The sequence below is a fragment of the Microlunatus flavus genome, from assembly GCF_900110855.1.
Classification (GTDB): Bacteria; Actinomycetota; Actinomycetes; order Propionibacteriales; family Propionibacteriaceae; genus Microlunatus; species Microlunatus flavus.
The window spans coordinates 128712-151343 of sequence record NZ_FOFA01000006.1; the positions used below are offsets into that span (position 1 = coordinate 128712).

Annotated in this window: 17 protein-coding genes; 9 read left to right on the forward strand and 8 right to left on the reverse strand. The window is 73.0% G+C overall.

Annotated features, from left to right (window positions below; all coding sequences use genetic code 11):
* Positions 1-7 precede the first annotated feature (7 nt).
* The 3 genes from BMY04_RS14500 to BMY04_RS14510 all read left to right on the forward strand — a co-directional run bounded on the left by BMY04_RS14500 (position 8) and on the right by BMY04_RS14510 (position 3356).
* Positions 8-673, forward strand: coding sequence for a response regulator transcription factor (locus BMY04_RS14500; RefSeq protein ID WP_091182171.1), 666 nt, complete (start codon positions 8-10; stop codon positions 671-673).
* 535 nt (positions 674-1208) lie between these two features.
* Entirely contained in the window at positions 1209-1649 is a 441-nt protein-coding gene (locus BMY04_RS14505; protein WP_091182173.1) for an ester cyclase, read from the forward strand.
* Between the two features lie 522 nt (positions 1650-2171).
* Complete coding sequence (locus BMY04_RS14510; protein WP_091182177.1) at positions 2172-3356, forward strand: MFS transporter; 1185 nt, start codon at positions 2172-2174, stop codon at positions 3354-3356.
* Positions 3357-3637: 281 nt separating this feature from the next.
* On the opposite strand, the gene BMY04_RS14515 is transcribed toward BMY04_RS14510, so the two are convergent.
* From BMY04_RS14515 to BMY04_RS14525, 3 genes are all read right to left on the reverse strand, one after another.
* The gene (locus tag BMY04_RS14515) at positions 3638-5050 is read right to left on the reverse strand and encodes an RNA polymerase sigma factor (RefSeq protein WP_091182181.1); all 1413 of its coding nucleotides are present in this window, start codon (positions 5048-5050) and stop codon (positions 3638-3640) included.
* 634 nt (positions 5051-5684) lie between these two features.
* Positions 5685-6095, reverse strand: coding sequence for a universal stress protein (locus BMY04_RS14520; protein WP_232506408.1), 411 nt, complete (start codon positions 6093-6095; stop codon positions 5685-5687).
* Entirely contained in the window at positions 6092-7567 is a 1476-nt protein-coding gene (locus BMY04_RS14525; protein ID WP_091182185.1) for a glutamate-cysteine ligase family protein, read from the reverse strand. The genes BMY04_RS14520 and BMY04_RS14525 overlap by 4 nt, the downstream gene beginning before the upstream one ends.
* Before the next feature lie 175 nt (positions 7568-7742).
* Here BMY04_RS14525 and BMY04_RS14530 point away from each other — a divergent pair, with 175 nt between their 5' ends.
* Both BMY04_RS14530 and BMY04_RS14535 read left to right on the forward strand, forming a co-directional pair.
* The gene (locus tag BMY04_RS14530; RefSeq protein WP_269766226.1) at positions 7743-9908 is read left to right on the forward strand and encodes a S9 family peptidase; all 2166 of its coding nucleotides are present in this window, start codon (positions 7743-7745) and stop codon (positions 9906-9908) included.
* Between the two features lie 178 nt (positions 9909-10086).
* Complete coding sequence (locus BMY04_RS14535) at positions 10087-11037, forward strand: sigma-70 family RNA polymerase sigma factor (RefSeq protein ID WP_091182192.1); 951 nt, start codon at positions 10087-10089, stop codon at positions 11035-11037.
* A gap of 368 nt (positions 11038-11405) precedes the next feature.
* Here BMY04_RS14535 and BMY04_RS14540 read toward each other — a convergent pair whose 3' ends face one another.
* The 5 genes from BMY04_RS14540 to BMY04_RS14560 all read right to left on the reverse strand — a co-directional run bounded on the left by BMY04_RS14540 (position 11406) and on the right by BMY04_RS14560 (position 18947).
* Positions 11406-11939 carry a TOPRIM nucleotidyl transferase/hydrolase domain-containing protein gene (locus BMY04_RS14540; RefSeq protein ID WP_091182195.1) on the reverse strand — a complete coding sequence of 178 codons (534 nt, stop codon included), beginning with the start codon at positions 11937-11939 and terminating at the stop codon, positions 11406-11408.
* Positions 11940-11952: 13 nt separating this feature from the next.
* Positions 11953-12816, reverse strand: coding sequence for an acyl-CoA thioesterase (locus BMY04_RS14545; RefSeq protein WP_091182199.1), 864 nt, complete (start codon positions 12814-12816; stop codon positions 11953-11955).
* A gap of 72 nt (positions 12817-12888) precedes the next feature.
* Positions 12889-13779 (reverse strand): proteasome assembly chaperone family protein, encoded by an 891-nt coding sequence (locus BMY04_RS14550; RefSeq protein ID WP_091182504.1) that lies wholly within the window; start codon positions 13777-13779, stop codon positions 12889-12891.
* Between the two features lie 70 nt (positions 13780-13849).
* On the reverse strand, positions 13850-17773 hold the full coding sequence (gene hrpA / locus BMY04_RS14555; protein ID WP_232506410.1) for an ATP-dependent RNA helicase HrpA: 3924 nt from the start codon (positions 17771-17773) through the stop codon (positions 13850-13852).
* 190 nt (positions 17774-17963) lie between these two features.
* Positions 17964-18947: a T3SS (YopN, CesT) and YbjN peptide-binding chaperone 1 gene (locus tag BMY04_RS14560; RefSeq protein WP_232506411.1), complete on the reverse strand. Its 984-nt coding sequence runs from the start codon at positions 18945-18947 to the stop codon at positions 17964-17966.
* Positions 18948-19147: 200 nt separating this feature from the next.
* Here BMY04_RS14560 and BMY04_RS14565 point away from each other — a divergent pair, with 200 nt between their 5' ends.
* From BMY04_RS14565 to BMY04_RS14580, 4 genes are all read left to right on the forward strand, one after another.
* Positions 19148-20413 carry a PrsW family intramembrane metalloprotease gene (locus BMY04_RS14565; RefSeq protein ID WP_091182202.1) on the forward strand — a complete coding sequence of 422 codons (1266 nt, stop codon included), beginning with the start codon at positions 19148-19150 and terminating at the stop codon, positions 20411-20413.
* Positions 20397-21461 carry a molybdopterin-dependent oxidoreductase gene (locus tag BMY04_RS14570; RefSeq protein WP_091182204.1) on the forward strand — a complete coding sequence of 355 codons (1065 nt, stop codon included), beginning with the start codon at positions 20397-20399 and terminating at the stop codon, positions 21459-21461. Before BMY04_RS14565 ends, BMY04_RS14570 begins: the two co-directional genes overlap by 17 nt.
* A 116-nt stretch (positions 21462-21577) precedes the next feature.
* Positions 21578-22180, forward strand: a complete 603-nt coding sequence (locus BMY04_RS14575; RefSeq protein ID WP_091182208.1) for a DJ-1/PfpI family protein — start codon at positions 21578-21580, stop codon at positions 22178-22180.
* Positions 22170-22628: a MarR family winged helix-turn-helix transcriptional regulator gene (locus BMY04_RS14580; RefSeq protein ID WP_170854155.1), complete on the forward strand. Its 459-nt coding sequence runs from the start codon at positions 22170-22172 to the stop codon at positions 22626-22628. Before BMY04_RS14575 ends, BMY04_RS14580 begins: the two co-directional genes overlap by 11 nt.
* Positions 22629-22632: the final 4 nt, after the last annotated feature.

Consider the following 22632-nt stretch of genomic DNA (forward strand, 5'->3'; position numbering starts at 1 on the left):
CCGAGACGTGAGCACCGACGACGCGTCGCCGACCAGCACCGTGCTGGTGGTGGACGACCACCGGGCCTTCGCGGAGATGCTGGCGACCGCCCTCGACATGGTCCCCGGCCTGCGGTGCATCGGCACCGCCTTCACCGCCGCCGACGGCATCGCCCTCGCGGCCCGGCTGCAGCCCGACCTCGTGGTCATGGACATCCAGATGCCGGACGAGGACGGGCTCGCGGCGACGGCCCGGCTCCGTGCCGCCGCACCGGCGGCCATGGTCGCCGTCGTCACCGCCCACACGTCGCCGGAGTGGGTGGGCCGCGCCGCCCAGGCGGGGGCGTCCGCCTTCATCCCGAAGAACGGCTCGCTCCGGGAGATGATCAGCGTCCTCACCCGGGTGCACGCCGGGCACATGTCCGTGGCGCCCTCGACCTACCTGGTCCCGCCCTCTCCTCCGCCCGCTCCACCGCCCGCCGCCCTGAACCAGCGGGAGCTCGACGTGCTGCGGCTGCTCGCCACCGGGACACCCGTGAAGGATCTGGCCGTCACCCTCGGCATCACCGTCAGCACGTGCCGGAGCTACGTGAAGTCGCTCCGGCAGAAGCTCGGGGCCAAGAGCCAGCTGGACGCCGTCCTCAAGGCCCGGGAGCAGGGCCTGCTCGGCACGGACCCCCCTGAATTGGGGTAGCCCGACCCCTCATCTGAGGATGTCGCCCACACGCTGCCCCGCGCCACGATGACCACGACGCGCAGGTCCGCGACCGGGGGCGACCAGCCCACCGGCCGCCCCGGCTGCCGTCACCGCGCACGCGGCCACCGACCACACGCCCCTGGTCGGTGGGTCCCGCGTCGTCGAGGGTCCGCCGCGATCCCGCCGCGGCGGACCCTTCTGGTCCCCGGTCGCGAGCGAGGCCCGGGCGTGCCGTGGTTCCGACCGCCTCGCCCACGCGCCGTGCCCTGCTCGACCCTCGACCACGCCGACGGGTGCGTCGTCGTGGCAGTGCTCTGCGCCTTGCGCCGGACGGCGCCCGCGACTCTCCTGATCGCGACGAGGTTCGAGGTCCGCCCGCGGGACGGCCGGCGATCTCCGCCTCGTCGCCGTGCCTGGTCGTGGCTCGACCCTCCGCCGACCGAGTTCTTGACTGGTTCGTCCAGAATGCCTAGTGTTCTGGAACGAACAGTCAACAACGGGCGGCGCCCGTCGTCCACGAAAGGAAGCCCTCATGTCCGACGACCAGAAGATCCAGGCGAACGTCGCCCTGGCCCGCGAGTACGTCGAGAAGGTCTTCAACGACCACCGCCCCGACCTCGCCGTCGACTACGTCACGCCGGACGTCAGGTGGCACGGCGGCACGCTGGGAACCGTCGAAGGCGCGGACGACGTGACCGGTCTGCTCACCGCCTTCATCGGCGGCCTCGACGGCTTGCACGCCGTGGAGCAGGACATCATCGCGAACGAGGACACGGTGGTCCTGCGGCTCGTCGTCACGGCGACCCACAGCTCGGACCTCCTGGGGATCCCCAAGACGGGCCTGCCGCTGCGGTGGGACGCGATCGACGTCTACCGGATCCGAGACGGGAAGATCAGCGAGGAGTGGGCGGCAGACGACCTGGCCGCCTTCCTCGACCAGCTCGACGTGGTCGAGCTGCCCTGGAAGGCCTGACCGGGCGGACACGTCACCGCCCGCCTGCGCGAGGGCCCCTCTCGGACCGGCAGCGCGGTCCCCGTCCAGGCAGGGGGCCGCCTCGACCAGCTCCCGAGCCGTCCAGCCGCTGAGGACCAGAGCGGGCTGAAGCAGGCGCTGGGCAGCCAGGGGTCGGGGGTGGGGGTCGGGGTCGGGGCGTCCAGCGCACGACCGTCGAGTCCCTGGCTGCCCGGTCCAGGGCCGCGACGACGACCGACCACCGGGGAGCCGCCCGGAGTCGGGGTCCCTGCAGCATCCCGATCACGTCGGTCGTCGAGAGCGAGCAGAACGCCCAGGTTCGAGGGGCCGACGCCGAGCCGGCCGCTCGAGCATCGCGGCCTTGGCTCGCCACCGGTCACGGCGACCGCGGCCCGTGGTCCGCGCAGATCCTCATGCGCCGCCCGACCGAGGACGGCGTACGCGCCCCCGAGCACCACCGACGACCGCCGGCCGGCGCAGGCCCCCTGTCCGAGCACCGCCACCAGGAAAGAAGCAACGACCATGACACGCACTCCACGCAACGGCTGGTTCGGGATCGCCGCGGTCGCCGTGGGTTCCTTCGGAACCGTCCTCTCCGAGTTCCTCCCCATCGGGCTCCTCCCCTCGATCGCCGCCGACCTCGGCGTCTCGATCGGGGTCGCCGGGCTGATGGTCGTCGTGACCGGCCTGGCGGCCGCCGTCGCCGCGCCCGTCGTGACCGTCGCGACCTCGCGCCTCGACCGACGCACCGTCCTCGTCGGCCTCAGTGCGGTGCTCGTCCTCGCCGACGTCGTCGCCGCTGCTGCCGGAACGTTCCCGGTCCTGCTGCTGGCGCGGGTCCTGCTCGGCGTCGCGCTCGGCGGGTTCTGGGCCGTGGGCCCCAGCACCGCACCGCGGCTCGTCGACGCGACGGAGGCCATCCGCGCGACGTCGCTCGTCACCGCGGGCATCTCGGTCGCGGCCGTCGTCAGCCTGCCCCTCGGCGCCTTCGTCGCCGCGACGTCGACCTGGCGCCTCGCGTTCGTCATCGGCGCCGCGCTCGGCGTGATCGCCGTCGTGCTGCAGCTGGTCGCGCTCCCCGCGATCCCCTCCCTGCAACGCGTCAAGCCCGTCGCGCTCACGGCCCTGTTCCGCGTGCCCCTCGCCCGGGTCGGTCTGGCCGTCGCGGCGCTGCTGTTCGCGGCGCAGTTCGCCGCGTACACCTACGTCAGCCCGTTCCTCCAGGACACCGCGAGGATCAGCCCCGAGGTCGTCTCCGTCGCGCTGCTCGTGTTCGGCGTCTCCGGGATCGTCGGCAACTTCGTCACCGGCGCCGCGCTCGCCCGCTCCGTGCCGACCACGCTGGCGACCGGTGGCCTCGTGCTCGCCGCCGCCGCGGCGCTGCTCCCGTTCCTCGCGCACCGGTCCGTCGCCGTGTTCGCGCTCCTCGTGGTCTGGGGGCTCGTGTGGGGCGGGCTGCCGCTCGGCCTGCAGACCTGGATGGTCGGCGCGACACCGCAGGGAGCCCAAGCGGGCCTGGCGATGTTCGTCACGACGAACCAGATCGCCCTCGCGGTCGGCTCCACCCTCGGCGGGGTCGTCGTGACCGTGTCGGGGATCGCCGTCGACTTCCGGTTCGCCGCGGTCCTCGCGCTCCTCGGCACGGCCGTGCTGGTCCTGCTCGGCCTGCCCGCCCTGCGGGCCCGCGTCGCCGGCGCCCACGACTGACACCGACAGCGGCACACACGGACGCGCGGGACGCGGTGAACGACCCGTGTCGGGCGTGAGCCCGCGGAGGACGAGGACCGAGTTCTCGACGTCAGCCGACAGGGCTCGATGCGCCGGTCCGGCTCCCACGAACCAGCAACCCGACGAGGTCCGCGACGGGCCCGCGATGTCCCCTGGCACGCTCGATTAGCGATGACACTTTGGAGACAGCACTGTGCGGCCCTGAACCAAGGGGAGAATCAGGCGTTTCCCCTGGTCAGAGCCGCACAGCGCTCAGATCGTCAGTCCAGGTAGTCGCGCAGGACCTGGGAGCGCGACGGGTGGCGCAGCTTGCTCATCGTCTTCGACTCGATCTGGCGGATCCGCTCGCGGGTCACGCCGTAGACCTTGCCGATCTCATCGAGGGTCTTCGGCTGGCCGTCGGTCAGGCCGAAGCGCATCGACACGACGCCGGCCTCGCGCTCGCTGAGCGTGTCGAGGACGTCGTGCAGCTGCTCCTGCAGGAGCGTGAAGCTCACCGCGTCGGCCGGCACGACCGCCTCGGAGTCCTCGATCAGGTCGCCGAACTCGGAGTCGCCGTCCTCGCCCAGGGGCGTGTGCAGCGAGATGGGCTCGCGGCCGTACTTCTGGACCTCGACGACCTTCTCCGGGGTCATGTCGAGCTCCTTGGCGAGCTCCTCCGGGGTGGGCTCGCGACCCAGGTCCTGCAGCATCTGGCGCTGCACGCGGGCGAGCTTGTTGATGACCTCGACCATGTGCACCGGGATGCGGATGGTGCGGGCCTGGTCGGCCATGGCGCGGGTGATGGCCTGACGGATCCACCACGTCGCGTACGTCGAGAACTTGTAGCCCTTGGTGTAGTCGAACTTCTCGACCGCACGGATCAGACCGAGGTTGCCCTCCTGGATCAGGTCGAGGAAGAGCATGCCGCGACCGGTGTAGCGCTTGGCCAGGCTCACCACGAGGCGCAGGTTGGCCTCGAGCAGGTGGTTCTTGGCGCGGCGGCCGTCCTCGGCGATCCAGTCGTAGTCGTCGGCCTCCTTCGGCTTGATCTTGACCGAGGCGTCGGCGATCTTCTCGTCGGCGAACAGGCCGGCCTCGATGCGCTTGGCGAGCTCGACCTCCTGCTCGGCGTTCAGCAGGGCGACCTTGCCGATCTGCTTGAGGTAGTCCTTGACCGGGTCGGCGGTGGCGCCGGCGACCATGACCTGCTGCTCGGGCTCGTCGGCGTCGTCGGCGGTCGAGAGCGTGAAGCCCTGGTCCTCGACGAGCTTGGTCTCGAGCTCGGCCTCCTTGGCCGGCTCGAACTTGGCCTCGTCCACGTCGTCGAGCGAGCGCTTCTTGCCGACGGTGACGACGACCTCGTCGCCCTCCAGGTCGACCTGGACGTCGGCGGGCAGGTCGCCGGTCACGACGTCGGCGACCGCGATCTCCTCGGCGTCGTCGGTCTCGTCGACCTCGAGGTCCGTCAGCTCGCTGGGGTCGACGTCGGCGTCGTCTGCGTCCTCGGCGTCACCCTTGGGCGCTGCCTTGACCTTGGCCTTCGCGCCCTCACCCGTGCCGTTCACGGCCTTCAGCGCCGTCTTCTTCGCCGCGGGTCGTCGGGCCGGAGCCTTCTTGGCCGTGGCGGTGCGGCTGCTGCCGGCGCCGTTGGCGTCGGCAGCGATGGCCTCGTCGTCGGTCAGATCCGACACGGCAGCCGGGGCGTGGGCTTTGGAAGGCGGCGTCACGAAGAAAGACCTCTCGACTGCTCTGGGCGTTTACGGGCAGGGCTCGGCCAGTGGATGTCAACAGCCGCTCCAAGAAGCATTCTGGCACGGGCATCCAAAGACACAAGGGCAGCCGAAGGGAAGTTTCTCAGGGTCGTTCAGGATGTTCGCTGGGCGAGGGCGCGTGGGACCGTGCCCACCGCCTTCCCGCCGTACCGAGCGCGAGCTCGGCGCGGCGCCCCATGGACGGTGGCGTCTGCTGCTGGATCGCGAAAGCCCTTGGCTCCTGGAGGACGCCGACCTCTTCGAGGCCCTTCGACAGGCTCAGGGAGCGTCCCCACGCCCACCTCGTCGAGGCCCTTCGACAGGCTCGGGCAGCGTCCCCACGCCCACCTCTTCGAGGCCCTTCGACAGGCTCAGGGAGCGTCCCCACGCCCACCTCTTCGAGGCCCTTCGACAGGCCCAGGGAGCGTCCCCACGCCCACCTCTTCGAGCCCTTCGACAGGCCCAGGGAGCGTCCCCACGCCGACCTCTTCGAGGCCCTTCGACAGGCTCAGGGAGCGTTCCTGCGCCGACCTCTTGGACCCTTCGACAGGGCGAGATCAGGAAGCGAGCCGGGTCAGGGCTGCTCGGCCTTGACGGCCAGGACGGGGCAGGCGGCGTCCAGCAGGACGCGCTGGGCGTTGCTGCCGAGCAGGAGCTTGCCCACCGGTGAGCGGCGCCGCAGGCCAATCACGATGAACGCGGCCGACGTGGACTCGGCCAGGTCGAGCAGGTCCTCGGCGAGGTCGCCGCCGTCGGCCGAGCTCTCGAGCCGGTGGGCCACCCCCGAGGTCTGCAGCTCCGACTCCAGCTCGGTGACGTCGTCCTCCGGCCCGTGCAGGACCACCAGGGACGCACTGCGCAGCGTCGCCTCCGCGACCGCGCGCCGCAGCGCGGCCCGGCCCTCCGGGCGCGAGCTGTAGCCGACGACGATCTGCGCCGCGTCGGGGCGCACGTCCTCGCGGCTCGTCTCGTCGACGACGGTCACGCGACCTCCCAGGTGTGGACGGGCTCGTTGCTGTGCATGAGCTCGGTGTAGCGGGCCAGCATGCCGTGCAGCGCCTCGTCGCGCGAGGCGCCGCCCTTCTCGAGCGCGGCCACCTGGTCGCTCTGCCACGTCGCCCCGTTGCGGCCGGTCAGGCAGCGCTGCTCCACGATGCCCAGCAGCCGGGTGATCTCGGACTCCTCGACCTCCCACTGGCGCAGGCCGTTGGCGGCCAGCGGGACCAGGCGGCGCACGACCAGCTCGGTGACCGGGCACTGCCCCACCCCGGGCCAGTAGACCTCCGCGTCGAGACCGTTGCGCACGCCGGCGGCGAAGTTGTCCGCCGCGGCCGCGAAGCTCATCTGCGACCAGACCGGGCGGTCCTGGCCGGCCAGCGCGCGGACCAGGCCGGCGAAGAAGGCCGCGTTGGCCATCGTGTCGACGACCGTCGGCCCGGCTGGCAGCACGCGGTTCTCCACCCGCAGGTGCGGAGCCCCGTCGTGGGTGTCGTAGACGGGCCGGTTCCAGCGGTAGACGGTGCCGTTGTGCAGCTTGAGCTCGGACAGCTCGGGCACGCCGCCGGACTCGAGGACGGCGACCGGGTCCTCCTCCGAGCTGACCGGGAGGAGCACGCCGAAGTAGCGCGCGTTCTCCTCGAACAGGTCGAAGATCGAGGTGATCCAGCGCTCGCCGAACCAGACCCGGGGCCGTACGCCCTGGTTCTTGAGCTCCTCCGCGCGGGTGTCGGTGGCCTGCTCGAACAGCGGGATGCGCGACTCGGCCACGAGCCGCTTGCCGAACAGGAACGGGGAGTTCGCGCCGACCGCCACTTGGATGCCGGCGATCGCCTGCGCGGCGTTCCAGTAGCCGGCGAAGTCGTCGGGGCTGACCTGCAGGTGCACCTGGGTCGAGGTGCACGCGGCCTCCGGCATGATCGTGTCGGTCACCACGTGCAGGCGCTCGACGCCGTCGATGACGATCTCGATGTCCTCGCCCCGGGTCTCGAGGATCTGCCGGTCGAGCAGCGAGTAGCGCGGGTTCTCGCTGGTGGCGGCGGCGGTCACGTGCTCGGGCCGCAGCGTCGGCAGGATCCCGATCATCACGGTGCTCGCCCCGGCCTCCTCGGCCCGCGGGTCGGCGTCGTTGAGCGACTGGCGCACCGACTGCTCGAAGGAGGAGAAGCCGAAGTCGGCCAGGCGGCGCGGGTCGACGTTGATCTCGATGTTGAAACGGCCGAGCTCGGTCTGGAACGACGGGTCGGCGATCTTGGCCAGCACCTCGGCGTTGCGCAGCGCCGGCTCGAAGTCGGCGTCGACCAGGTTCAGCTCGATCTCCAGCCCGGCCATCGGCCGCTCGAAGTCGAAGCGAGACTCCGTGAGCATCCGCGCGAGCACGTCGAGGCCGCGACGGACCTTCTGCCGGTGCTGCTTGCGGTCCTCGCGCGTGAACTGCGCGGCCTCGACCTCGGCTCCCATGGCGACATCCTGGCCCATCGCGCGCCAGCCCCGCACCCCCGTGCCCACGACCGCGCACCGAGGGCCGCCCGCGGGCCGGCACCGGCGCGTCGTCGGGTGCGCGCAGCCTGAGAAGTGCGCGGGACTTTGGGCAGAAACGGTCCACCGAAACCGCGTCCGACTAGGGTCGTCGGTCGTGAGTTCAGACGTATCGACCACACGCGACGACCTCCGACGACCACCCGTCGCCGATCGGCGGCCCACCGTGCGCGAGCACCACGGCGACGTGTTCACCGACCCGTACGAGTGGCTGCGCGACAAGTCCGACCCCGACGTGATCGCCTACCTCGAGGCGGAGAACGCCTACACGGCCGCGCTCACCGAGCACCTCGAACCCCTGACCGAGACGCTGTTCACCGAGCTGAAGGAGCGTACGCAGGAGACCGACCTGTCGGTCCCCGTCTACGCCCGTCACAGCGGGCCGGAGGGCGACTCTGCCTGGTGGTACTACACCCGTACGCAGGAGGGCGCGGAGTACGCGCGCTACTGCCGGGCGCCCGCGACCGACCGGTTGGCCCCGCCGTCGCTGGACGCGCCCATCGAGGGCGAGACCGTCTACCTCGACGCGAACGTGGAGGCCGACGGGCACGAGTTCTTCGACCTCGGCGCGCTCGCGGTCTCTCCCGGCGGTCACCTGCTCGCCTACTCCACCGACGTCACCGGCGCCGAGCGCTACACGCTGCGGGTCCGCGACCTGCGGACCGGCGAGGACCTGCCCGACACGGTCCTCGACGTCGCGCACGGTGCCTGCTGGGCCGGCGACGGCCACGTCTTCTACACCCGCTGCGACGAGGCCTGGCGGCCCTACGTCGTGCTGCGCCACCGCCTCGGCACGCCGGCCGACGACGACGCCGTGGTCCTCACCGAGACCGACGAGCGCTTCTGGCTCGGGGTCGACTCCAGCCGCGACGACCGCTGGCTCGTCTTCGGCTCCGGCAGCAAGCTGACCTCGGAGTACCGCCTGCTCGCCACCGACGACCCGGAGGGCACGCCGCGCGTCGTCGCGCCCCGCCGCCAGGGCGTCGAGTACACCGTCGAGCCGGCCGGCGACCGGCTGCTGGTCGTGCACAACGACGGCGCCGAGGACTTCGCGCTCGCGCAGGCCCCGCTCGACGCCACCAGCCACACCCAGTGGGAGCCGGTGCTGCCCGGCCAGGCCGGGGTGCGCCTGCTGGAGGTCGACGCGTACGCCTCCCACGTCGTCGTCAGCCTGCGCCGCGACGGACTGAGCGGGCTGCACGTGATCCCCCGCGCCGAGGACGGCGCCCTGCTGCCGGGCGCCGACGTCGGGTTCGACGAGCCGCTGTTCACCGTCGGTTCCTCCGGTTCCCCGGAGTACGTCACGCCGAGCATCCGCGTCGAGTACACCTCGATGCTCACCCCGCCGTCGGTCTACGACTACGACCTCGCGTCCGGCGGGCTGACCCTGCTCAAGCGCACCGCGGTGCTGCCCTCGGCGACGCAGGGGCCGTACGACCCCTCGGCGTACGTCCAGGAGCGGACCTGGGCGACCGCGCCCGACGGGGCCCGCGTGCCGATGTCGGTCGTGCGGCGGGCCGACGTCGCGCTCGACGGCTCCGCGCCGGCGCTGCTCTACGGCTACGGCTCCTACGAGATCCCCGTCGACCCGACGTTCTCGATCTCGCGGCTGTCGCTGCTCGACCGCGGCGTGGTCTACGCCGTCGCCCACGTCCGCGGGGGCGGCGAGCTCGGCCGCGCCTGGTACGACCAGGGCAAGGTGCTGGCCAAGGAGAACACCTTCACCGACTTCGCCGCGTGCGCGCAGCACCTCGTCGACGCGGGCTACACCAGCGCTGACCGCCTCGCCGCGCGTGGCGGCAGCGCCGGCGGCCTGCTCATGGGCGTGGTGGCCAACCGCTGGCCGGAACGGTTCGCGGCGATCCACGCGCAGGTGCCGTTCGTCGACGCGCTGACGACGATCCTGGACCCCGAGCTCCCGCTCACCGTGACCGAGTGGGAGGAGTGGGGCGACCCGCTGCACGACCCCGAGGTCTACCGCTACATGAAGGCGTACACGCCGTACGAGAACGTGACCCACGCCGACCACCCGGCCATCCTCGCCACCACGAGCCTCAACGACACCCGCGTCTACTACGTCGAGCCGGCCAAGTGGGTCGCTGCGCTGCGCGCGACGGCCGGCGCCACGGCCACCCGGCCGGTGCTGCTCAAGACCGAGATGGTCGCCGGGCACGGGGGCGTCAGCGGGCGCTACGCGAGCTGGCGCGAGATCGCCTTCGAGAACGCGTGGGTCCTCGACCAGATCGTGGGCAGGACTGGGTAGTAGACGTCTGGCACGTAAGTTCGGACGTTCCTGCATCCACCGGCGCGTCGCAGGAGAAATTACTTCCTAGGCACCCCTTGACACCGACCCTCATCAGGGTTTCTTCAGGGCTGGCCAGGAATCCTTCGGCCCCTCTCACACGTTGAAGAGGTCGAAGGCAACGATAAAGGAGGCCCACGTGGCCATTTCTGCTCGAAGCAGAGTGTCCGACGGCATCGATGGCAAGGACGCGGTCGGTCTATATCTCGAAGGCATTGCCAAGACGCCTCTCCTCACGGCCGAGGAGGAGGTCATGCTCGCCCGCCAGATCGAGCTCGGCCTCTACGCCGAGCACATCCTCTCGGGTGACGTGACGTCGGCCGAGCGCGGCAAGCACGCCAAGCGCCCGACCAAGGACGAGCTGGAGATCATCGTCGCCGAGGGCCAGGCGGCGATGCAGCGCTTCGTCACGGCCAACCTGCGCCTCGTGGTGTCGGTCGCCCGCAAGTACGGGCGCTCGCAGATGCCGCTGCTCGACCTGGTGCAGGAGGGCAACACGGGCCTGATCCGTGCGGTCGAGAAGTTCGACTACACCAAGGGCTTCAAGTTCTCGACCTACGGCACCTGGTGGGTCCGTCAGTCCATCAGCCGGGGCATCGCCCAGCAGGGGCGCATCGTCCGGCTGCCGGTGCACGTCGCCGAGCAGGTCAACCAGGTCGGCGCCGTGCGGCGCACCCTGGAGCGCCGCCTGGGCCGCGACCCCGAGATCGAGGAGATCGCGGCGGAGATGGACCTGGAGCCCGACCGGGTCCTCGACCTGATCCGGTACGGCCGCGACCACGTCAGCCTCGACGCCCCCGTCGAGGAGGGTGGGGACACGGCGCTCGGCGACCTCATCGCCCGCGAGCCGATGCCCGGCCCGGACGAGGTGTTCCTGGACGCCGAGGAGCACGCGCGGCTCGAGGAGATGCTCTCCACGCTCGACGAGCGGTCCGCCGACGTGGTCCGTCGTCGCTATGGCCTCGTCGACGGGCGCCAGGCTAAACTCGCCGACATCGGCGCCCTGTGGGGCATCACGGCCGAACGTGTCCGCCAGATCGAGCGGCACGCCATCGCCAAGCTGCGAGGAAAGTCGGTGCTGGCCGCGTAGCCCCAACGCACAGCACGCTCGACGACCATCCCGTAGCTCTCCCGAGGCGACCCGGACCCCCCTCCGGGTCGCCTCGTTCTTTGTTCCTCGCACCCGGTCGTGGCCCTTGCCCGTCGGGTCTTCCTCCTCGCTCGTCAGCCGCAGCCCCTCTTGCGCTGCCGCGATCTGGGCTGGGCTGACTCACTCGTCGTCCAGACTCGAGGACGGGCCGCTCCCTACCCGATGCTCGGAACGGCCGCTGCGCGTCGGGTGCGGGCCACGCTCCCTCAGCTGTCGAAGTGCTGGAACGCACCCTGAGCCCGTCGAGCCGCGGAACGCTCCCTGAGCTTGTCGAAGGGCCTCGAAGAGGTTGGCGTTTCTCCTGCAGCTCAGAGGTCCGCGAGGAGGCGCGCCAGGGGTTCCGGGGTCGCGCCGGGCGGGAGGGCCTCGACGAGCAGGCGGGCGTAGGTGATCTTGTGGCCGCTCCGGCCGGCGAGGAACCGGCGCAGCTGATGGACCAGCGGCCGGTCGCGCAGAGCCGGCTGGTGCTGCAGGCGGCGGAACGACGTCAGCTCGCCCTGGGCCTCCACGACCGCGAGCACCGCGCCCGGGCCGAGCGCGCGGATCAGCTCGTCCTCGAGGTCCGCGCGGCAGACCTGGAACCCCCGCTCCGCGAGCCCACCCGCACCCGCACCCACGCCCGCCCGGTCCAGGGCCCGCAGGATCCCCGGCGCCTCCGCCTCGTCGCAGAGGCCGAGGACGCGCTCGTCCGGTCCGACGAGCAGGTGGTGGACGATGCTCGTGGCCCCGCCCATCGCGACCACGTGGACCGCTGCGCCTGCGAGGTCGAGCCCCGCCGCGCCGGCGAGCGTCTCGACGGCGACCCGGTCGCTCTCCCCCTCGACGAGGACGGTCGTCGGCACGGCGCCGCCGAGGTCAGGACCGCGGACGCTGCGGGCGGATCAGCCCCTCCTGCGCCACGGTCGCGACGAGCCGCCCGTCCTGGAACAGCCGCCCCGTCGACAGCCCGAGGGCACCCGACGCGGAGGGCGAGACCTGGTCGTACAGCAGCCAGCGGTCGGCGCGGAACGGTCGGTGGAACCACATCGCGTGGTCCAGCGACGCCGCCTGCACGGTGTAGCCGACGACGACGCCGTGCGGCACCGTGCTGACGCCGAGCAGGGTCAGGTCGCTGGTGTACGCGAGCGCCGCCTGGTGCAGCAGCGGGTCGTCGGGCAGCGCGCCGGCCACACGGACCCAGGCCCGCGCCCGCGCGGGGTGCGCCGGGTCCGCGATGGCCCCGCCGGGGCGCGAGTCGCCGACGTAGCGCACGTCGATCGCCCCCCACTCGTGCAGCCACCCCGACGCCGGTCGCCCGGTGAGGCCGGCGAGCACGTCGGACAGCGGCGCGGTGTCTTCGGGGGCGGGCGCCTCGGGCATCACGTCGGCGTGCTCGAAGCCGTCCTCGTGCACGTGGAAGGACGCCGACAGGTAGAACATCACCTGCCCGCCCTGGCGGGCCACCACCCGGCGCGAGGAGAACGAGCCGCCGTCGCGGACCTGCTCGACGTCGTACACGATCGGCAGGTCGGTGCGCCCGGCGACGAGGAAGTAGCCGTGCAGCGAGTGCACGACCCGCTCGGCCGGCACCGTACGGGTCGCCGCCGTCAGCGCCTGCGCGAGGACCTGGCCGCCGAAGACGCGCTGCAGCGCCGTCCGCGGCTGCCGCGCCCGGAACAGCCCGACCTCGATCTCCTCGAGGTCGAGCAGCGACACCAGCTCGTCGACCGACTCGGGCATGGGCGCGAGCCTACGCAAGCCGCACGGGGCGCGAGTCGCGTCCCTGGCCGCGACGCGGAGCGAGCAGCGCGCCTAGTCGTCGTCCTTGGTCTCGCGCTCGGCGAGGAAGCGCTCGAACTCGGCCGCGATCTCCTCGGCGCTGGGGACGCCCTGGTGCTCGACCTGGAGGGCGTCGTACTGCTGCTCGAGGCTGGCGACCAGCTCCTGGACCTCCTGCGAGCCCTGCATCTCCCCGGCGATGTCCTCGAGGTTGCTGGCCGAGGCCTTCTCGAGGGGTTCCAGCGGCACGGCGAGGCCGGTGGCCGCGTTGATCGAGCGGGTCAGCGACAGCGTCGCCTCCGGGAACGTCGCCTGCGCCAGGTAGTGCGGCACGTGCGCGGCGAAGCCCATCGCGCGCCGGTCGGCCTGCCCGAGGCGGTACTCGAGCAGCCCGGTGAAGCTGGCGGGCACCTCGACGCGGTCGATCCAGCTGCGGTAGCCGGTGACGAGCGACGCGTCCGTCGCGTGCGCGGTCATGGTGATGGGCCGCGTGTGCGGAACGGCCATCGGGATGCCGTGCGCGGTGATCGTGAGCCGCACGCCGAGCTGCTCGATCAGGCCCATGACGGCCGCGGCGAAGCGCTCCCACTGCACGTCGGGCTCGGGCCCGGACAGGAGCAGGAACACCTCACCCTGCTCGTCGACGACGCGGTGCAGGCGCAGGTGGAGGTCGGCGTACGACTTCCACTGGTTGGTGTCGAAGACCATGATCGGGCGCCGGCTGCGGTAGTCGTGCAGCTGGTCGTGGTCGAAGGTCGCGACGACCTGGTGCTCGAGGTGCTCGAGGACGTGGCTCGTGAGCAGCCGTCCGGCGCCGCCGGCGTCGACGAACCCGTCGAGCTGGTGGATCAGCACGGGGTGCGCGTCCTGCAGGCTGGCCACGACCTCCTCGTCCAGCGTGTACAGCAGACGTGGATCCAGCATGCGGCCCAATCTACCCGCGGCCGCTGACGGCGCACTCCGTCGTGGACGGCAGTGGCTGCGGGGCCCCGGCTCAGCCCAGCCGGGCCCGCGCCGCCTCGACCGCGCTGCGCACGCGCTTCTCCGACACCGGGACCTTCGTGCGCAGGCCCTGGGCGAACAGGCTCACGCGGAGCTCCTCGAGCAGCCAGCCGACCTCGGCGACGACGGGCGGCAACGGGCCCGGCGGCACCTCGGCGACGAGCGCGGCGTACGCGTCCTCGCAGCGCAGCACCGTCTCCAGCGCGGGCCGGTCGCGGGTCGGCTGGGTCTGCAGGGTGGTGACGCGCTGCTGGGCCGCCTGCAGGTAGCGGGGCAGGTCGACCAGGTGCTCGTACGGCGTGGCCGACAGGAAGCCGGTGAAGACGAGGTTCGCCAGCTGCTCGCGCAGGTCGTCCGCGGCCTCCTGGCTGCGCGCTGCCACCTGCGGCAGCCCGCTCTGCAACGGGCCCCAGGCCCGCAGCACCTCGGCGGCCAGGGCCACGACGCTGCGCATCAGGTCGGGGTTGTCCTGCCGCACGGCGTCGCAGAGCCGGGTGAAGGCGTCGGCGTCTTGGACGGGGACCTGCTGATGACGCCGGACCAGCTCCCCGACCGACGCCAGCCGGGCGTCGGCGAGCAGGGCCGGGACGCCGGCGTACGGGCTGGAGCCGAGCGCCAGCTTGTCGAGGTTCGACAGGTGGCCGACGACCCAGCGGGTCGGGTCGGGCGTGCCGAGCAGGACGAGGCGCCGCAGGCCCGCCGCGGTCGCGTGGGCCTGGCGCGCCGGCGTGTCCAGGAGGCGGAGCGTCACGCTGGTCTGCTCGTCGACGAGGCTCGGGTAGCCGACGACGCTGCGCCCGTCCCGGGTCACGGTCAGCTCGGGCTCCAGGCGCCCGAAGTCCCAGCGGGTGATCCCGGTCCGGGTGAACGTGTCCGCCGTTGCCGCGAGCGCCGCGTTGACCTGCGCGCTGAGCTCGGTCTTGAGCGCGGCGAGGTCCTTGCCCTCGGCGAGCACCTCCCCGGCGGCGTCGACGACCACGAAGGTCACGCGGAGGTGGGCAGGGACGGCCTCGAGGTCCCAGGCGTCCGCCGGCACCGTCTCGCCGGTGAGCACCCGGACGGCCCGGCCGAGCGCCGCGGTGAAGCCCTCGCCGAACGGTCCCGGGTGGTCGCGCACCCAGGCGAGCGCCCGCTCCGCGTTCTCCGGGGCGGGCACGAGCAGGCGCCGGACCGCGCGCGGCAGCGAGCGCACCAGCTCGGTGGCCAGCTCGAGCCGGAGGCCCGGCACCTGCCAGCCGAACGGCGCCGGCCCGACCTGGTTGAGCACGTCGACGGGCACCGTCACGCTGACGCCGTCACGTGGGTCACCCGGGGAGAAGCGGTAGGCGACGGGCAGGCGGTGGCCGGCGACGTCCCAGTGGTCGGGGTAGGCCTCGGCGGTGGCGAGGCCGGACGGCCCGGTCGTGAGGTCGGCCAGGCTCAGGTCGAGCAGCTCGGGCGTCTCGTGGCGCGCGGTCTTCCACCACGCGTCGAAGGCCGCGCCGGAGGTGGCGTCGGCGGGGACGCGGGCGTCGTAGAAGGCGAAGATCGTCTCGTCGTCGACGGCGAGGTCCCGGCGCCGGGTGCGCTCCTCGAGCTCCTCGACCTCGGCCCGGACCTCGGCGTTGTGCTTGAGGAACCGGTGCCGCGTGTGCCAGCGGCCCTCGACCAGCGCCGCGCGCAGGAAGATCTCGCGGGCCTCCGCGGGGTTGACCCGCGCATAGCCGACCCGGCGGCGCGAGACGACCGGGACGCCGTAGAGGGTGACCTGCTCGTACGCCATCACCGAGCCCGCTCGCGAGGACCAGTGCGGCTCGGAGTAGGTGCGGTGCAGCAGGTGCTGCCCGACCTCCTCCACCTGCGCCGGGGTGATCCCGGCGACCGTGCGGGCGAACAGCCGGCTGGTCTCGACGATCTCGGCGGCGACCACGAGCTGCGGCGGGCGGGCGGCGGCGGCGGACCCGGGGTTGATGACGAACCGGGTCCCGCGGGCGCCGAGGTACTCGCGGCTGACCCGCCGCCTGCTGCGCGGCGCGGGCTTGGCGCCCCGACCCGTACGGGCCTCCTCGCGCTCGTCGAGGAGCCCGACGTGCGACAGCAGGCCGGCCAGCGCGGCGGCGTGCACGCGGTCGGCCCCGGCCGGTTCCTCGTTGCTGCTCATGCCGAGGTCCTTGCAGACCTGCTTCAGCTGGGTGTGCAGGTCCTGCCACTCGCGGATGCGCAGGTAGTGCAGGAACTCCTCCCGCACCCGGCGCCGGAACGCGTTGCCCGACAGCTCCTTGCGCGAGGCGCGCAGGTAGTCCCACAGCCGCAGCAGCGCGAGGAAGTCGCTGCCGTCGTTGACGGGAGGCTCGGGCTCCTGCGCGGCCGTCGAGCCGGCCGGCGCGGCGTCCTTCTGGCCCTCGGCGCCGCTCGTGCGGTCGCTCGGCATGGCGGCCCAGAAGCGGCGGTGGAGGGCGTCGGCCCGCTCGCGCTGCTCGGCCGGGCGTTCGCGCGGGTCGGGGATGGAGAGCCCGGCGACGACGACGAGCATCTCGCGCAGGCAGCCCTGACGTTCCGCGGCGAGCAGCATCCGGCCCATCCGCGGGTCGACCGGGATGGCGGCGAGTCGCTGCCCGACCTTGGTCAGCCGGACCGCGCCCTCGACGCGCTGCGGGCGCGACCCGTCCCGCTCGTCGCCGCGGATCGCCCCCAGCTCGGCGAGCAGGCGCAGGCCGTCGCTCACCTGGCTGCGGTCGGGCGCCTCGACGAACGGGAAGGACGCGATGTCGCCGAGCTCGGCCGCGGCCATCTGGAGGATGACCGAGGCGAGGTTGGTGCGCAGGATCTCGGGCTCGGTGAACAGCGGCCGGGCGGCGAAGTCCTCCTCGCTGTAGAGGCGGATGCAGACGCCGGGGGCGACGCGGCCGCAGCGACCGGCGCGCTGGTTGGCCGAGGCCTGCGACACGGGCTCGATCGGCAGGCGCTGCACCTTGGTGCGCGCCGAGTAGCGCGAGATGCGCGCGGTGCCGACGTCGACGACGTAACGGATGCCCGGGACCGTCAACGAGGTCTCGGCGACGTTCGTGGCGAGGACGACCCGACGGCCGGGGTGCGGCGCGAAGACGCGGTGCTGCTCGGCGGTCGACAGCCGGGCGAACAGCGGCAGGACCTCCGTGGAGCGCAGCCCCGCGCCGTTCAGCGCGTCAGCGGCGTCGCGGATCTCCCGCTCGCCGGAGAGGAAGACGAGGACGTCGCCACCGCCCAGCGCGCTCAGCTCCTTCACCGCCTCGACGACGGCCGCGTTCTGGTCGGCGGTGCCCGCACCCTCGTCCAGGATCGGGCGGTAACGCATCTCCACCGGGTACGTGCGCCCCGAGACCTCGACGACGGGCGCCGGCGTGCCGTCCGGGCCGGCGAAGTGCTCGGCGAACCGTGCGGTGTCGATCGTGGCGGAGGTGATGATCACCCGCAGGTCGTCGCGGCGGGTCAGCAGCTGCTTGAGGTAGCCGAGCAGGAAGTCGATGTTCAGCGAGCGCTCGTGCGCCTCGTCGACGATGATCGTGTCGTAGCGGCGCAGGTCGCGGTCGCGGCCGATCTCGGCGAGCAGGACGCCGTCGGTCATGATCTTGAGCAGGGTCGCGCGCGAGGTCTGGCGGGTGAACCGCACCTGGTAGCCCACGACGTCGCCGAGCGTGGTCTCCATCTCGTCGGCGACGCGCTGCGCGACGGTCCGGGCGGCGAGCCGCCGGGGCTGAGTGTGCGCGATCGAGCGTCGGCCCAGCTCCAGGCAGATCTTGGGCAGCTGGGTCGTCTTGCCCGACCCGGTCTCCCCCGCCACGACCACCACCGGGTGGTCCCGCACGAGCCCGGCGATCTCGTCGTGCCACGCCGTGATCGGCAGCGCCTCGTCGTACGTGAGGTGCAGCGGTTCCTCGACCACCGCCACGTCACTCACTGGACCCAGGCTAGTCGCAGCGCGCGGCCCGGCCCTGAGCCTGGCCAGGGGCGCTCGACCGAGGACGCACCCTGAGCCTGTCGAAGGGCCACGAAGTGGTCGGCGTCCCAGCAGGAGTGCCAACCTCTGACGAGGCCCTTCGACAAGCTCAGGGAGCGCTCGACGAGCTCAGGGAGCGTCCCCGGTCCACCTAGAACGTGGTTCTGCCGTCCAGCTTGGCGGCCAGGTCCTCGTCGATGCCGTCGGCGACGTCGGAGAGGACGCGTACGGCCTGGTGCAGGTGCGCGGGCACGAAGGGCTGGGCGAGGACCGAGATGCTGGCGAACACGCGGTCGCGCACCAGCTGGAACTTGACCCAGCGCGACTCGACGTTGAGGTCGTTGACGACCTCCGCGGCGCGGGAGCGGCCCGAGACGTCGTGCACGACCGCGGCGAAGACGGTGACCTCCTTGCCGTCGGCGCTGGTGCGGAGGAAGAGCATCGTCGACCCGACCCGGATCGCCACGTCGCCCTCGTTGTCGCGGTAGGGCGGGTGGCCGTACATGTCGGTGAGCTCGGCGTCGACGAGCCGGTTCAGGTGGCCGGGCCCGTCGGGCAGGGTGGCGGTCAGGTCCTCGGGGTCGATCTCGACCGCGCTGCCGCGCACGGGGAGGTTCGCGGGCTCGAGGACGGGCCCGCTCGAACCGTTGGTCCGGGGCGGTGCGACCTCGGTCGGCTCGGGGACCACGTCGGGCTGCAGGACCTCGGCGAGCTGGTCGGGGGCGAGGAACACGGGGTGCTGGACCCCGAACACGTCCCGCAGGGCCCGGACGGCCTGCTCGGCGAGGGTCTCGCAGTGCTCCTGCGGGCACTCGGCGGCGACCAGGACGACTCCGGCGGCACCCCCGTGGTCCCCGGTGGTGCGCTCCCAGCCGTCGGTCACCAGCGCCTCGACCTGCTCGGCCTGCGTCCGACCGGCCGCGACGCCGGCCACCGCCCGTACGCGGTCGCGTGCGGGGCCGGAGAACCGGACGTAGCTGTCGGGCGCCCCGTCACCCTTGGGCGTGCCGATGGTCAGGTCACCGGACTCGTCGACCATCGAGAGCACCTCGGCGAGCCGGGCGCCGAAGTCGGTCCAGGCCTGCTCGATGGCACGGTCGATGTCGAAGTCGTCGATCCCGTCGACTCCGCTCAATCGGCCCACCTCCCCTCGCGCTCGAACCTAGCGCACAGGTCGGGTCCTGGCCCCGACCCGGACCCGCCCCCTGCGCGTCGGCCCCTGGCGGCGAGCTCCCGGTCCGCACCGCTGCGCGGGCGCCGTCCCATCGGACGCCGAACTTTTCTAGGCTGGCCCCGGCGCACCCGGAACCACCCTGCGTCGAGAAGGAGTCGAGCATGAGTGGTCCGTCGCCGGTGCCCGTGCCGGTCGGCCAGCCCGTCGTCCCCCCGGCGCTCCTGCGCCACCCGCGCTCGGCGCTGACCTGGGTGACGACGGTGGTGCTCGGGCTGGGCGCCCTGGTGATCGCCGGCGTGTTCGTCGCGTTCGGCGGTCTCGGCCCGGTCGCGCTCGTGACGTTCCTCGCGGCGCTCGCCTTCCCCGTCATCCTGCTGGTGATCTTCTGGCTCGACCGCTACGAGCCGGAACCGGCCCGCTACCGCCTGGCCGCCCTCGGCTGGGGCGGTGTCGTCGCGGTCATCCTCAGCTTCGTCGTCGAGTCGGCCGCGTCGTTCGTGACGGGGCAGGAGTCGTTCGTCTCGTTCGCGGTCGTGGCGCCCGTCGTCGAGGAGACCGGCAAGGGGCTGTTCCTCGTCGCGGTCGTGCTGCTGCGGCGCCAGCAGATCCACGGCCTGCTGGACGGCGTCGTCTACGGCGCGCTCGTGGGCGTCGGCTTCGCCTTCGTCGAGGACATCCTCTACTACCTCTCGGCCCTGCAGCAGGAAGGCCCGGCCGGCCTCACGGCCACGGTGGTGCTGCGTGGGGTGATGAGCCCCTTCGCCCACCCGCTGTTCACGTCGGCGACCGGGCTCGGCTTCGGCATCGGCCTGACGTCGCGGTCGAGGGCCAAGCAGGTCGTGGCCCCCGTGCTCGGCTTCCTCACCGCGGTCGCGCTGCACGGCATCTGGAACGGCAGCGCCGGCTTCGGCACGCGCAACTTCCTCATCGCCTACGGGGTCGTCATGCTCCCGCTGCTCCTCGTCGTCGTGGGCGTGGCCATCTGGGCGCGGTCACGCGAAGGCCGGATGCTCGTCGCCGCCCTGCAGCAGACCGTGCAGATGGGCTGGACGCGGCCCGAGGAGGTCCGCTGGGTCGCGCGCCTGTCCGACCGCGTCTCCGCGCGCCACTACGCGGGCGCGCGGGGTGGCAAGCCCGGGGCGCGGGCGATGCGCGCGTTCCAGCAGACGATGATCGAGATCGCGTTCCTGCACAACCGCTTCGTCAACGGCACCGCGCCGCGCGACGTGAACCAGCGCATGCTCGGCCTCCTCGACCGGGCCGCCGCGCTGCGCCCGTACGTGATCCTGCCGCCGGAGGTCCCCAGACCGGGCTACGGCGGCGGTCCGCAGCCGCCGGCGACGGTGCCCGCCTGGGTGCCGCCGGGGCTGCCCGAGTGGTACGGGCCCGGCGCGGGGACGCGTCCGTCCGGTGCCGGCTGGTCCTGACGCGGGCACGGCGCCCCCACGGGCGCCGGCCCGCCGCGCTCGCGCCGCCGCCCTGCTGCGGCGGGCCGGCCGCCGGACGAACGCCGGTCTGCTGCTCCTCCTGGTCGGCAGCCTGGCGACCGGCGGGCTGGCCTTCGCCACGGCGGGCCCGGTCTCGGCGCGCGCGGCGGCGGTCGCCCACGGCGTCGTCGGGCTGGGCCTGGTCGTGCTCGCGCCCTGGAAGGTCGTCGTGGCGCGGCGGGCACCCCGGCTGACCGCGACCAGCCTGACGCTGGCCGGCCTCGTCGTGGTCTGCCTCGTGGCCGGAGTCGTGGAGGTCCTCGCCGGGCCCGACCTCACGGCCCCGCTGACCCCGATCCAGGTGCACGTCGGCGCGGCGGTCGGGATCGTGGTCCTGCTCGTCGTGCACGTCACCCGCCACTGGCGCCCCCGCCTGGTCCGGCGCACCGACGCCGGGCGACGCCAGCTGCTGCGCACCGCCACGTTCGGCGCCGCGGCCGCCGGGGCGTACGTGGTCGTCGAGGGTGTCGCCACCGCGACCGGCGTCGCGCGCGAGCGCACTGCGACCGGGTCGCACCCGATCGCCGCGAGCGCGATCCCCGCGACCATCTGGCTGCTCGACCGCGTCCCGGGGCCGAGCGACCGCGCCCAGCGGGTGCTGGTCGACGGTGTCGGCGTCGACGCGGCTGAGCTCGACGCACGCGGGACGCCCGTCCGGGCGCGGCTGGACTGCACCACCGGCTGGTACGCCGACGCCACCTGGACCGGTGTCGCGCTGGCCGACCTGCTCCCGGCTGCGGCCGTCGCGCAGGCGCGCAGCGTGGTGGTCACGAGCGTGACCGGCTACCGGCGGCGGTTCAACGTGCAGGCGCTGGCCGAGCTGCACCTCTGCACGCGCGTCGAGGGCGAGCGCCTCAGCCCCGGCACCGGCGCACCCGTCCGCCTCGTCGCCCCCGGGCACCGCGGCTTCTGGTGGGTCAAGTGGGTCGCCTCCGTCGAGCTCAGCCCCCTTCCCGCGGCAGCCCAGTCGCCGTTCCCGCTGCAGTGATCCGCTTCCGGCCGGGGTCGGTTCCCGTGCCTCTGGTCCTCCCCCGGTCGACCTCCGTTCTTGACAGCACGCTGTCGTTCTTGCGATGATGACAGCACACTGTCAAAGGAGCAGCGATGAGCGACGTGGTGCTGTACGCGACGGACACGATCGCCGACTGGGAGTACGCCTACCTCACGACCGGGCTGGCGTGGGCCGAGGGCGGGCCGTACCGGCTCCGGGTCCTCGGCGACGGGCCCGAGGTCGTGACCACCAAGGGAGGGCTGCACCTCCAGACCGACGGTTCCCTCGCCGAGCTCGCGGAGGACGACGTTGCGATGCTCGTGCTGCCCGGCGCCGACACCTGGGGCACGGGCCACGCGGCAACCCTCGCCCTGGCCGCCCGGCTCCTGACGCGCCGCGTCCCGGTGGCGGCGATCTGCGGGGCGACGTTCGGGCTCGCGCGGGCCGGGCTGCTGGACGACCGGGCGCACACCAGCAACGCGCGGGACTTCCTCACCCCCTCGGGCTACGCGGGCGCCGACCGTTACCGGGAGGCCGCGGTGGTCGAGGACCGCGACGTCATCACGGCTCCGGCCACGAAGCCCGTCGACTTCAGCGCCGCGGTGTTCCGCCGGCTGGGCGTCTTCCCGCCGGCGGTGGTCGACGCCTGGTACGGCCTCTACACGACCGGCGAGCGGCGCTACTTCGACCAGCTGGCGGGTGCCGGTGCCGCGTAGGACCCCGGCCGGGGACGCGCTGACGGCGCTCGTGCTGCCGGCCTTCGAGCTGAACGGCGAGCTCCTCGCGGCTGCGGAGGACATGACCCGTCCGGTGGGTCTGACGCCGGCCTGGTGGCAGGTGCTCGGCGCGACGCTCGACGAGGCGCTGCCCGTCGCGGAGATCGCTCGCCGGGTGGGCCTCGGCCTCGCGCGCCAGAGCGTGCAGCGTGTCGCCGACCTGCTGGTCGAGCGGGGGTGGGCGCGCTACGGCGACAACCCCGCGCACCGCCGCGCCAAGCTGCTCGAACCCACCGAGGCCGGTCGCGAGGCCGTGGGCCGACTGGCGGACGCCCAGCACGCGTGGGCCGACGCGGTCGGGGCGGAGGTCGGCGAGGACGAGCTGCGGCGGACGCTCGAGAGCCTGCGCCGCATCGTCGCCGCCTCGCGCGCTTACCGCGCCGGATGACGCC